Annotated in this window: 9 protein-coding genes; 1 reads left to right on the top strand and 8 read right to left on the bottom strand. The window is 62.8% G+C overall.

Annotated features, from left to right (window positions below):
* Positions 1 to 3: 3 nt before the first annotated feature.
* The 8 genes from tssI to tssB all read right to left on the bottom strand — a co-directional run bounded on the left by tssI (position 4) and on the right by tssB (position 10691).
* The gene (gene tssI, locus BC1002_RS27005) at positions 4 to 1926 is read right to left on the bottom strand and encodes a type VI secretion system tip protein TssI/VgrG (RefSeq protein ID WP_013093170.1); all 1923 of its coding nucleotides are present in this window, start codon (positions 1924 to 1926) and stop codon (positions 4 to 6) included.
* A 4-nt stretch (positions 1927 to 1930) separates the two neighbouring features.
* On the bottom strand, positions 1931 to 4663 hold the full coding sequence (tssH, locus tag BC1002_RS27000) for a type VI secretion system ATPase TssH (RefSeq protein ID WP_013093169.1): 2733 nt from the start codon (positions 4661 to 4663) through the stop codon (positions 1931 to 1933).
* 11 nt (positions 4664 to 4674) lie between these two features.
* Positions 4675 to 5769 carry a type VI secretion system baseplate subunit TssG gene (gene tssG / locus BC1002_RS26995; RefSeq protein ID WP_013093168.1) on the bottom strand — a complete coding sequence of 365 codons (1095 nt, stop codon included), beginning with the start codon at positions 5767 to 5769 and terminating at the stop codon, positions 4675 to 4677.
* Entirely contained in the window at positions 5724 to 7481 is a 1758-nt protein-coding gene (gene tssF / locus BC1002_RS26990; RefSeq protein ID WP_013093167.1) for a type VI secretion system baseplate subunit TssF, read from the bottom strand. Before tssF ends, tssG begins: the two co-directional genes overlap by 46 nt.
* Positions 7482 to 7500: 19 nt before the next feature.
* The gene (gene tssE / locus BC1002_RS26985; RefSeq protein WP_013093166.1) at positions 7501 to 7938 is read right to left on the bottom strand and encodes a type VI secretion system baseplate subunit TssE; all 438 of its coding nucleotides are present in this window, start codon (positions 7936 to 7938) and stop codon (positions 7501 to 7503) included.
* Positions 7939 to 8005: 67 nt separating this feature from the next.
* Positions 8006 to 8497: an Hcp family type VI secretion system effector gene (locus tag BC1002_RS26980; protein ID WP_013093165.1), complete on the bottom strand. Its 492-nt coding sequence runs from the start codon at positions 8495 to 8497 to the stop codon at positions 8006 to 8008.
* Between the two features lie 66 nt (positions 8498 to 8563).
* Positions 8564 to 10072 carry a type VI secretion system contractile sheath large subunit gene (gene tssC, locus BC1002_RS26975; protein WP_013093164.1) on the bottom strand — a complete coding sequence of 503 codons (1509 nt, stop codon included), beginning with the start codon at positions 10070 to 10072 and terminating at the stop codon, positions 8564 to 8566.
* Between the two features lie 82 nt (positions 10073 to 10154).
* Positions 10155 to 10691, bottom strand: coding sequence for a type VI secretion system contractile sheath small subunit (gene tssB / locus BC1002_RS26970; RefSeq protein WP_013093163.1), 537 nt, complete (start codon positions 10689 to 10691; stop codon positions 10155 to 10157).
* Positions 10692 to 12444: 1753 nt separating this feature from the next.
* Here tssB and BC1002_RS26965 point away from each other — a divergent pair.
* Complete coding sequence (locus tag BC1002_RS26965; protein ID WP_013093162.1) at positions 12445 to 12849, top strand: nuclear transport factor 2 family protein; 405 nt, start codon at positions 12445 to 12447, stop codon at positions 12847 to 12849.
* Positions 12850 to 12862 lie beyond the last annotated feature (13 nt).

Here is a 12862-nt window from a genome sequence, read left to right as displayed (position 1 = left end):
TCCTCAATTGAGCTGGACAATGCCGCCCTTGAGCGCGAGCTGGCCGCCGCCGTCGACCGTCTGCTGCGCCGACGCCTTGTGCGAAACCGTCATGCCCTCGGTGCTCAGCGTGGTCGTGGCCTTGCTCGAGTGCGTGGTGCCGGCTTCACTCGCGAACGACGAGCCGGCCTTGATACTCACCGAGCCGGTCACCTCGATTACCAGATTGCCACCCACCTTCAGCGTGTAATTGCCGTTGACCGTATGCGCGTGATCGCCCGTCACGCTGTGCGTGAACTTCGCGTGGTTCGTGTGCGTTTCGTCGTCTGTTACGTCGAGCGTGCGTGTGCCCTTCACGGTGTGCGACTCGTTGCCCTTGCTCACCGAGATCGTGCGATTGCCCTGCGTCACGGTGTGCGTTTCGTCGCCGGCCTTCACGGTGGTCGAAAGAGCGTTCTCGATCTCGACTGTCATGTCCTTCTGCGCGTGGAAGTACAGCTGTTCCGAATCGAGCTTGTCCTCCATGCGAATCTCGTTGCCAGCCGTGCCTTTCTTCGACGAGCGGGAACGCATCACGCTCTGCGTCTGGTTCGCCGGCAGCGTGACGGGCGTCGCGTTCTCTCCGTTGTAGACACACCCGGTGACGAGCGGCCGGTCCGGATCTCCATCCACATAGCTCACGACGACTTCCTGCCCCACACGCGGCAGGAACAGGTGCCCCCAGCCCGGCCCGGCCACCGACTGCGCCACGCGCACCCAGCAGGAGCTGTTCTGGTCGGCCTCTTCTGTGCGATCCCAGTGGAACTTGACCTTGATACGGCCTTGCGCGTCGGTCCAGATTTCCTCATCGGTCGAGCCGACTACTTTCGCCGTGTGCGTGCCCGCCACGAGCGGCCGGGGCGTCGCGAGCGGCGCGCGATACGGCACGGTGACAGGAAATACCTCGAATTCGTTGCTGTAGGCGTTATTCGAAGCCGTATGCCGCACCGAGCGCGCGACATAGCTCACGTTGAGCGAACTGTCCGGATGCCCGCCGAGCGTGAACGTGGTGCCGGCGGCGAGGCCGTAGTACCCGCTGGCGCCCTGCCCCACCTGCTGCGTGACGTTGTGCGCTTCGAGTTGAGTGGTCGATAGATGGGTCGCCTGCCCGGCCGTGGCCACACGGCCGGGAAACGTATAACGCGCGCCGGTCGGCAAGCTCGACGAACCCTTCGACGATGAAATCATCGTCGCCGGCTTGGTGTAGTCGTAGTCGCTGACGATGTGCTCGCCGGGTATGACGCCCCGCGCCATCGCGAACGAATCGAGTCGCTTCGCGCTGCTGGCGGTATTCGCGTCGGCGTCGAAATACAGGTTGCCGGCCGGAGTTGCGTCGTGAGCGGAAGGGTCGTCGGCGAGCACCATCGTGTGCGCACCGTCCGCGAACGTGAAGAAATAGAAAATACCTTCCTCTTCCATCAGCCGCGAGATGAAGTGAAAGGCGCTTTCATCGTACTGAACGCAGTATTCGCGCACGCCATAGGCGCTGCTGCTCTTCGTGCGGTCCTCGAAGGTGACGCCGAACGTGCCCAGCACACTCTTGATGATGTCGAGCGCCGACTGGTTCTGCCAGATCACGCGGTCCCGCCCGAGCGTGAGCAACCATAGGCGCGGCGCAAGCTCCGCCGAATAGAAGCCGTGCTGCGCGTCCGCTCCCGCATGTGCGAAGCGCGTCACGATGCCGTTGAAATACCTTGCGACACCGCTCTGGTCCTTGAGCGTCACCGTCACGCTTTTGCCGACGATCTCGTCGGGAGCGAGCGCCTTGTTCGTCGAACGCATCCGCAGATCGAAGCTGAATAGCTCCGAGATCGCTTCATGGCCTCCAAAACCGTCGAGCAATAGCACGTCCGCGCCGAACGGCGTCGAGACCGATGCAAACCAGTTCGACTGGCTGGGCGTCGACATGCGCTTACGCCTCCTCGCTGGAGAGGAAGCGGAACTCGATCGCGCCGGTCGGACTCAGCGCGAGATGCACGCCGCCAAATGGTTCGGAAATCGAAATGCGCTCGAGGACCTGGCGCGCGAGCTCCGGCAGCACGGACTGCGTGAGGATGTGGTCCACATTGCGCGCGCCGCTATCCACTTCTTTGCAGCGCTGCGCGATCAGCGTGGCCACGTCATCGTCCCACGTGAGGCCAGCGTGATGATTGCGCTCGAAGCGCTGCGCGAGCCGTTCGAGCTTCAGGTTCACAATCGCGTTGATCTGCGCGTCGCCGAGGTGGTAGTAAGGCACGAGCACGAGCCGCCCCAGAAAAGCCGGGCTGAACTGCCGCAGCAGCGCCGGGCGCAGCTTCTCGATCAACTCGTCGGGCGGCGGGCGGCGGCCGCCCCGGCTCGCTTCGGTAATGACATCCTGCGCGGCGTTCGAGGTCAGCAGAATGAGCGTGTTCTTGAAGTCGATCGGCACGCCTTCGCCGTCTTCCATCACGCCCTTGTCGAACACCTGGAAGAACAGCTCCAGCACGTCGGGGTGCGCCTTCTCCATTTCATCGAGCAGCACGACGCTATACGGACGGCGGCGCACGGCCTCGGTGAGCACGCCGCCACGTCCGTAGCCGACATATCCCGGCGGCGCGCCCTTGAGCCCGGACACGCTGTGCGCCTCCTGAAACTCCGACATGTTCACGGTGATCATGTTGCGCTCGCCGCCGTACAGCATGTCCGCGAGCGCGCACGCTGTCTCGGTCTTGCCCACGCCGCTCGGCCCGACGAGCAGGAACACACCCACCGGCTTGCCCGGATCGTCGAGATCGGCGCGGAACGTTCGCACGCGCCGCGCGATCGCGTCGAGCGCTTCGTCCTGGCCGACTACGCGCTCGGCAAGCTTGTCCTGGAGATACAGCACGGTGTGCAGCTCGTCGGCGAGCATGCGGCCAACGGGGATGCCGGTCCAGCCCGAAATGACCTGGGCGACCGTCTCCGAGTCCACGCATACGGGCACCATCGGCTCGTCGTTCTGCATGGCTTCAAGGCCTTTTTCGAGGCGCGAGAGATTCACCGCGAGCGATGCCGCATCCTCGCCATCGGCCGCGCTGTCCGGGTCCGACAGATAGCCGCGAATCTTCTTGCGCCACGCGAGGATCTCCTCCACTGCGCGCTTTTCGGTGGCGAGCTTGTCGGTGAGGCGCGAGCGCTGCGCGCGCGCGTCGTCGAGCTGCTTCGTAGTCACAGCGATGGCGTCAGCACGATCGGCCCCCGTGGCCGCCTCGTGGCGCAGGATGCGAAGCTGGCGCTCGGCCGCTTCGATCGTGCGGCCAAGCGCCTCGATTTCCTCGGGCGTGCCGCTTTGGCCGATCGCCACGCGGGCGCACGCCGTGTCGAGCACGCTGATCGCCTTATCCGGCAACTGGCGCCCGGAGATGTAACGATGCGACAGCTTCACGGCGTCGCGCACCGCGTCGTCGAGGATTTCCACGCCGTGGTGCTCTTCGAGTTTCTGCACCATGCCGCGAAGCATGTCGATCGCGACGGCCTCGCTCGGCTCCTCGACCTTGACCACCTGGAAGCGCCGCGCGAGCGCTGGATCGCGTTCCACGTATTTCTTGTATTCGGCCCACGTGGTCGCGGCGATCGTGCGCAGCTCGCCGCGCGCGAGCGCCGGCTTGAGCAGGTTGGCTGCGTCGCCCTGGCCCTCGCTGCCGCCCGCGCCGATCAGCTGATGCGCCTCGTCGATGAACAGGATGACCGGCACCGGCGACGCCTTCACCTCCGCAATCACCGACTTGAGCCGGTTCTCGAACTCGCCCTTCACGCCCGCGCCTGCCTGCAGCAGCGCAAGATCGAGCGAGCGCACCGACACGTTGACGAGCGCGGGCGGCACGTCGCCCTGCACGATGCGCTGGGCGAAACCCTCGACCACGGCTGTTTTGCCCACGCCCGCTTCGCCCGTGAGGATCGGGTTGTTCTGGCGGCGGCGCAGCAGCACGTCGATCAACTGGCGGATTTCAGCGTCGCGTCCGCGAATCGGATCGATCTTGCCTTCGCGCGCGAGGCCGGTCATGTCGACGGTATACAACTCCAGCGCCGACTTGCGGCCGCTTCCGCCAGCGCCGCCCGCGATGTTCGGCATCGCACCCGTCTCTCGCGCCGCAGACGATGCAGACGCGGACGCCGCGCCAGGCTGCGCCGCTTCGGAGTCCTGGCCGGGCATGTGCGAGCCGCCCGCATCTTCGGACGAGCCCGCGAGAATCGCCGCGAGCCGGTCGCGCAGGGCCGCGCGCGGGAAGTTGAGCAGTGCGGGGGCCGATTCGAGCAGCATGCCGCGCAGAGTATCGACTTCGAGCAGCGCGAGAACGAGCGTGCCCGAGCGGATCTGCTGCTCGCCGAGCAGCATCGAGCTGAGCAGCCACGCTTCCTGGAAGAGCGGCGAAAAGTTCGGCGAAAGCGCCGGCGTGCGGCCATTGCCGCGCTTGAATCCATCAACCGTCTTCTGCAGCTGCGCGCTCAGCGTTTCGGGCTTGACGGCGAAGTGCGCAAGAATGGCCTTGAGGTCCGGCGCATCGGATTCGAGCAGCGTGAGCAGCAGATGCTCGACGTCGACGTTGTAATGCGTCTGTCGCACGCACAGCTGCGCGGCCTGTTCCATCGCGAGCTTGCATTCCGGATTCAGGCGGCTCAACAGCGTGCGAATATCGATATCCATGCGCGGATTCCTTAGTGAACCTTCGGCGCGGGCGCGGCGGCCTCGCTCAGCGCGAGGCGTACCGGTGCCGGTGCGTGAGTGGTATGGCGCGAGCCGCCCAGCCACGTCGTCCAGCCGAGGCGGGACGCGCGCGGGCCACCGACTTCGCAGGCGGTGGTTTGCGACGCGAGATGCAGCACGAACTGCACGTCGAAATCCTGCTGCAGATACGCGCGAACGAGCCACGCGGCGAGCGCGTGATCGGCGCCGCCGGGCAAAAGCGCCTCGAAGCGCGCCCTGGTCAGGCCGGGAAACTCGAGGCAGATGCCGCTCGCCTGGTCCCACGTGCGGCGCCCCAGCACGGCCACACCGGTGAGCCGCGCAGCCCCCGCGCGCCCGAGGCGCAGCGAGTCGGCGCGGTCGACCTCGCGCCAGCCGCCGACGAATTGCGCGCCGCGCACTTCGAGCCCGAGGCGGTCGGCAAGCATCGCGACGAGTCCCGTCATCGAGCGTGGCGCGGCGCTCAGCAGCCCTGCGTGGCGCAACCACAGCCGCGCGTCACGCGGGCCGCGCATGCCGTCGCGCAGGCCCAGATTGCTGAGCGCGTCGAGAGAGGCCGCGATCGCGCTCGCGTGTGGCGAGCGCCAATTGAGCCCCGGCGAGTGCTTCTTGCGACTGCGATACAGGAACGACAGAAAGCGGTGATTGAAGATGTCGAGCAGGTCCGCCGTCGCCGTGTCGCGCTGCGCGCGGCGCTCCAGCACGAGTTCGGTGTACGCCATTGGCAGCGGGCCGTTGGCGCCCGCGAGCGTAAGCACGGGCGTGGACAGCGTCCAGGTTGCACGCGGCGCGTACGACACACTGGTGTCAGAGGGCATGCCGTCCTGTTGCGCCGACGTCTTCTCGCGCACGCTGTGGACGTCGCTCGGCTCGAATGCAAGCGACACGTGGCCGGTGAGGCGGACCGCCTCGCCCAGCCCATTGCCACGGCCGAGCGCACGCGCCCACGGCGCGGCTCGCTCCAGCAGACTGATCGCCTGGAACAGATCAAAGCGCTGCGGATTCGCCTTGAGACGCGCGATCAGAGCAGCTGCTGGCAGCCTGTCATCGGCTCCCATTGCTTCCATATCTCGTCTCCACGGCGCACCACCAGCCGTACAAAGGAATTGACCGACGTGTACATCGCGAAGAAGCGCGCGAGCACGGCCCCCAGCAGCAACGGCGAGCCGCCCACGAAGGTCTCGGGATCGAACTCGACGGCGACCTCGGTGCCGCGGCAATAGCCGCGCCATGCGTCGCTGCCGACATGCGCGGTCGCGCTGCGGGCCTCCACGCTGCGGATGCCGCGAATCTGGTCCTGCTCGCGCGTGCTGTCGGAGGCGAACAGCCGCAGCATTTCCTGCAACTGCGCGCGGCCCGTCGCGCCGCTCACGAGCGACTGATAGTTGAGCGTGAGCAGCGAGATCAGCCGCCATAGCGTTTCGCTGCCGAGTGCAGGGCTGCGCTGAGCGGTCGGCTCGTAAAGGCAGCGCACGCGCACGTTCTGCGAGACCTTCTCGATCAGCATGCGAGCGCCTACTGGCACCTGTTCGGCAAGACGGCGATTCGTGCACAGCACGTTCGCGTAGATCACGGGTGCGCCGGGATCGGCTAGCACGTTGGCCGAATCGACGAAACTCAGGAACATGTCCGTGCCCTGCACGTTCTCTCGCAGGCTATGCTCCCGGCGCGCGGACCAGAACACGGTGTCGCCATCGGCCTCGACGTGATCGATGGCCGAAAAGCACGGCACCGCCGCCTCGGCCCCAAGAGTCGGATGCGACGCGACGACGGACTCGATCGAGTGAATCTCCGTGATCGACTCGCGCCGCTGGTCCGCAACGAGGCGGTACTCATAGTGACGGTGATCCACGACGATCGGCTCGCTCGTCTGCGAGAACAGGTTGATGACGGGCGCGCAGCCGAGCTGGAAATGCCCCGCGTGCAGCATGCCGAGACCACGCGGAGTGCGGTTCAGGTGCAGCACGATCTCGCAACGGCGTCCCTTGCCGAGCCGTCCTTCGAGATGGTGCAGATCGAAAAAATGAAACTTGCGCGGAAACGCGAAGTATTCCTGCATCAGCGCATACGCCGGCTGCGCGTGGCGTGGGCGCGGTAGCACGTCGTCCGCTTCGCCATAGCCCACTTCGCGCCACGCGCGCGCGGGCAACAACGACGGCGCCCTTGCGCCTTCCGGTCGCACCGAGACGTCCGTTACACCCGACACCAGCAGTTCGTAGAGCGGCATCGTCACCATCCAGTCGCCGTGGAGGTGCAGGCGAAGTTGCCTGATCTCCAGCTCTGCGAAGTCGACACCCTCTGCGCATTCCAGCGTGAGACGCAGCGTGGCGTCTTCGCCGAACGCCGCATGGCGGATGCCAATCGGCCACAGCACCGTATCCCACGCCGTGCGAAAGCGACACGCGTCGCCCGTTTCCGTGCGGGCCTGCAGGCCCGTGTGACGCGGCACGGCAAAACCGGCCGTCACCTTGCCCTGGCTCGGATCGAGGTCGAACTGCGCGACCGTCATCGACGGTACGGGTTGCACGAGCGTCGGGCACACGTTCTCGAGCAACGCTGAAGCGACCTGCGGGAACTCCTGGTCGAGATCGCGATGCACGCGCGCGGCGAGAAATGCGGTCGCCTCGACGAGACGCTCAGTATGCGGGTCGAGCGACTCGGTGCCGTGCAGCGCGAGACGCGAAGCGATTTTCGGGTAGCGACGCGCGAACTCCGCACCTTGCAGACGCAGGTACGAAAGCTCGCGTTTGTAGTATTGGAGGATGTCGTCGGCCGGCATGTGAGCTTGAGTGCTTACCTCACGCCGCGACGAGCGTATGGCCGTTGGCGGCCAGCTCGAATGCCACGTGCGTGACGCTTTGGCCAGCACGCATTTGAGCACTGATGGTCAGAATTGCCCGCTGCGCGTGCGCAGCGGAGAAGGCAAACGCAACCTCGACATTGGCGAGGCGCGGCTCGAACAGCGAAATAGCCCGCCCGATCGCTGCGGCTATCAGATCACGGTCCGGTCCCGAATGCAGCGACCGGTGCGAAAAATCGGGCACGCCGTAATCGATCACGCTCCCGTCGCTTTCGGCAAATTCGTCGAACGTCAAACGAGAGCGTGTATTGAGCAGTCGCGTGAGTTCACGCGCGATCGACGCCCGCAGCCCGTCTTCGCCGGCAAGCTGCGCCTCGCCGCTGGCGGCGAGGCGATCGAACAATGGCATCGGTGAACCGATTACGATTGCGGGCATCAAGCGAAAGCTCCGGGTGTCACCGACCGAAAAGCTCCAGACTCCGCCGGCGGTGCGCAGTTGAGGATCAGGAAGCCGACACCGTAATAGGCTTGTTCGCGGCCAGATCCCAGCCGAACGACGCGGTACCCTTCTTCGTCGAGTCGACGTTTTGCTGCGTGTATGTGGTCGTGATCTTCGAGAAGTTGATCGTCACGTTATCCTGCGATTCGCCGGAGCCCGAAGTCGTGATCGCCGAGATCATGGCGTCGCTGAGCGTGTACTCGATCAGCGGCATGAACTTGCTGTTTTCGTTGCGCCCGATCGAAATCTTGGCTTCCCCGAGCTTCGTGCCCCCGGCGCAAGCTGCGTAAAGCGCCGGCGTGGACTGGTCGGTTGCCTTGTTGACGTTAAATTCGATGAAGTTCGGACGACCGAGCGTACGTTCCGTGCGGCCCACGTCGTTGTTCATCTGCATCGTGACGCCGAGCGAGTACGAATACAGGACGATATGTTCGCTCGCGCCCTCCAGTGTCGAATTACCCTTGATGTCCTTTATCTGCAGCAGAACGGTATCCATAGCTGTCTCTTCTCAATAGGTGATCAATTCATCTCGTGCGTGCGGCTTGCGCCGCACACACGATCATCAGGCCGCCGCTGCCGGCAGTTCCGCGACGAGACGGATCGACGCCGTCAGTTCTTCCATCTGGAAATGGGGCTTCAGGAAGCAGGTCGCGCGATACGCGCCTGGCTTGCCCTGCACCTCCGTCACGTCCACGCGTGCCTCGCCGAGCGGGAAGCGCGCCTTCTGTTCGTGCGAAGCCGACGGATTGATCAACACGTAGTCCGCAATCCAGTTGTTCAGATACGCCTCGACATCGCCGCGCGACTGGAAGCTGCCCACCTTGTCGCGCATCATCACCTTCAGATAGTGCGCGAAGCGTGAGGCTGCGAGAACGTACGGCAAGCGCGCCGAAAGCTGCGAGTTAGCGTTGGCTGCGTCCTTGTTGTACAGCTTCGGGCGGTTGGTCGTCTGACCGCCGAAGAACGTCGCGAAGTTCGATCCCTTCGAGTTCACGAGCGCGATAAAGCCAAGGTCATTCAGCTCTTTCTCGCGACGGTCGGTGATCGTCACTTCCGTCGGGCATTTGAGGACGACATCGCCCTCGTCGGTCTTGTACGCGTGCGCGACCATGTTCTCCACCTTGCCGCCGCCTTCGACGCCGCGAATGGAGGTCGCCCAGCTGTACTTCGCGAATGCGTCGGTAATGCGCAGGCCGAGCTGATAGGCGGAGTTGGCCCACAGGTACTTGCTGTGATCGCTGCCGTCGACATCTTCTTCGAAGTTGAAGTTCTCGACGGGTTTCGTCTTCGCGCCATACGGCAGGCGCGCAGCGTACGAAGGCAGCACGAGCGACACATAGCGCGAATCTTCCGAGTCGCGGAAGGAGCGCCAGCCGGCAAGTTCGGCACTTTCAAAGGTCTTCGAGAGGTCGCGCGTCACACCGAGGTCCGTGAACGACTTCAGGTCGAACAGGCTCGGGGCCGCCGCCGCAATGAACGGGGCATGCGCCGCAGCGGCTACCTTCGAGATGCGCTCCAGCAGGGCGATGTCCTGCGGATGACGACCGAACGAATAGTCGCCAATCAGCATCGAGAACGGATGGCCACCGAACGTGCCGTATTCCTCTTCGTAGACCTTCTTGAACAGCGCGCTCATGTCGTGATCGACTGCGGTTTCGAGGTCCTTGAGCAGGTCCTTCTTCGTCACGTTCAGGAGACGCAGCTTCAGGCGCGGGCCCGTTTCCGTGCCATAGACCATGTCGTGCAGGCCGGTCCACGACGCTTCGAGCGTCTGGAACGCTTCGTCGTGCATGATCGCGTTGAGCTGATCCGAGAGCAGCTTGTCGATCTCGGCGACGCGCTCATTGATCATCGCGACGACGCTCTTGTCCGGGCTCGTGCGCATGCCTTCGTCGAGGATCTGTGACGCGAGCTGGCCGATCAGTTGCTTCGCGTAGCCGCTCTGCGAGGGCTCGACGGCCATGTTGCCTTCGTGAACGATGCGCTCGAGCAGACTCAGCTCGGCGCCTGCCGAGGCGTCGAGGGTCTGGGCTTCGCTACCGGCTGCGCCGGCTGCATTAGTGCTTTCCATGTGAATCACCTTTGAAAGTTCATTGCGCCCACTACTGGGCGGTTTGGGTTTCGCCCGTTATGCCAGTTACGCCAGTCGTGGCTTATTCAGCCGGTGCGTCACCTGCAGCCTCGGCCGCGGGTGCGTTGCTGGCTTGAGCCTGGCTTTGAACTTTCTTGAGTTCTTCGCTGCTCTGCACGATGCGCTCGAGCATCGAATCGAGTTCGTCGTTGCCGTCGAGTTTGGCGAGCAGATCACGCAGTTGCTGACGCGCTTCGAGCAGCTTCGCAAGGCGCGGCACCTGATTCACGATGCTTTCCGGGTGGAAGTCCTCGAACTTTTCGAACTTCAACTCGACCTTGATATTGCCTTCGCCCTTCATCGTGTCCGGCACGGAAAGGTCGAGTCGCGGGCGGATTTTGCCCATGATCTCGTCGAAGTTGTCACGGTCGATATCGACCAGACGGCGCTCCTTGAGCTTGGGCAGCGGCGTGGCCGGATGCCCCGAAAGGTCCGCCAGCAGGCCGACCACGAGCGGAAGCTCACGCTTCTCGACCGCATCGCCGACTTCGACGTCGTAGGTGATCTGGACACGCGGCGGACGGTTACGCCCCACCCATTTCTGCAAACTGTTCGACATGGATCTCTCCGGAGATGCTTGACTATGAGGACAACGACGCTGGCGCCCGCTTCGTTTGCGAGCGTATGGCACAAGGTACAAAAGTCTGTCGAAGAGCGCGCAGGATCACGCTCGCAGCTTGTGCGCGAGCAGAACCCCGCTGACGGGTTGTCGTCAACGTGAGCGCCTTTCTTTAGTTTTCTTTGAATCAGGCTACCCACAGCAGGGCTGGGCGAACCTGCGCGGATGGCAGGCTACCGTATAGAGCGCTGGTAGCAGTTCTAGCGCTCGTCCCCCGCGGTTTCCGCTGGACCATGAACACTACCTTGGTCAGGGGTAATGGCCCTTGAAGAAGAAACCGTGACTTGCTTGTCAGGCCAACCCGGTCTCACACACGATCGGTGCATGCTGGTCGGCCTAAAAATTTAGGCAGAATTAGAACACAGACTTTTTACAGCTACAAGACAGTTATCTGGCAATCGGTTGGGGTTAGCGGCGCCGCTAAAGAGAGCGTTATTGAAAAGCCTGGGCGACTAGCGTCAGAGTGCGATGAACGTAGACGGCCTTTGTCCAATTAGCCCTTTCCGCACCTACCAGCCGGATTCCGAACGTTCGTTTCCACCGACGATCATGCCCAGCGCGAACCAAAAGATAATCGCGATCGCAAACATCCGAGAAAAAGTATCGATTATCTAAAATCGGAATTGCAGCGCGCGCCTACATATGGCTCGACAAGGTCTCGCCAGTCAAAAAAATAGATCATTTGAAATTTGCGTTCGTGACGAAAAACAGAAACTGATACGTGCGAGTGCCGCAGCCCGACCGGGTTGCGCCTCCCCGGTCCCATATTCGGCAAGCCTGACAGCGGCAGTGCAATCGCCCCCTACCCGCCACGACCCAAAGCTGTAGAAAGTTTTCCATCCGCAAGTACCCGGTAACGTAGCGGAAATGAAAGTCGGTGTGGGAAATAAAAACGTATCCAAAAAGTTATTAGCGGATGCTACTAACATTCGTCCAGGATCGAGGCTAGTCATGACGATAATCGGACAATGATTGCTCCCGTCGTGAAGTCTTTCCATACTGGCACCCCCGTTCGAGGGAAGCGTTCTTCTTGATAATTAACCGCCTTCGTTGCGAGTGACTGGCCGGTGCCTCCCCACCCAATACGCAATCCTCGCGCTGCCGTGTTTGAAATTCATTAATTTCCTACATATTGCTTTCACTTGCTTTCTATAAAATAACGAACCGTAGAATTCAGCAACGTGCCCCATGGCGTATCGTCCCGAGCCCGCGCCTGACCTCGCACCGCAGTAATATCAGATAGGAGATATACAAAAGGCCGGTCTCAATCGAGAGTCTTCCGTCATCATCCGGCGGTGCCCAGCCAACAAGAAGGCCCCACGAGCTACCCCGGCCGCCCATGAACGTGCAAATCGAGCGACTGACGATCGGCCATTGCCGACGCTCGCCATTGGGCCGCCATGCGTCTGCAGCTCGCCGCCTTGCTGTCGCGATGCGGTGTATTCGAACGTCGGCTTCCGGAACTGCGAACGAGTCTTGACGACCCCTAGTTGCCGTTCGACCCGGCACCACGTCAACGGCAGCTTTCGAGGATCCAACGGCCATCCATGAGCCTGGAGCGGCCGGCAGGTTCTCAGCTTTTTGCTGGCCGGCGAGCGCACGGTTTTCGGTGACTTGACTATGATGATCTGGTAACGGCCTCGATTCTGTGGCAATACGGGGAGATCTCCAATCGGCGATTAGGGGAGGTGCAATGAGCGAGCAACAAAATGTTCAATTGGTGCAGCAAGCATACGATGCTTTCAGCAAAGCCGACATCGCGGGCGTCCTGAAAACGCTCGCCGACAATGTCGACTGGTTCATACCTGGGCCTACAGAGGTCATCCCATTCGCTGGTAGAAGGCACGGCCCTCAGGGGGTCGCGGAATTCTTCAGTGTGCTTGCTGCGACTCAGACTGCCGAAAGGTTCGAACCTCTCGATTTTGTTGCCAGCGAAGACAAGGTCGTCGTCCTTGGGGTGCAGCGCTGGCGCGTAAATTCAACGGGCATTACGTATGAAGACGAGTGGGCTCACGTGTTCACGATCGAAAACGGAAGAATCACGAAATTCAAGGAATACCACGACACGGCGCCTGAAGCGGCGGCCCATCGGCGATAGAAATATTGGCCTG

It is taken from the genome of Paraburkholderia atlantica (genome assembly GCF_000092885.1).
Classification (GTDB): Bacteria; Pseudomonadota; Gammaproteobacteria; order Burkholderiales; family Burkholderiaceae; genus Paraburkholderia; species Paraburkholderia atlantica.
This window is presented reverse-complemented; position numbering and strand designations above follow the sequence as displayed.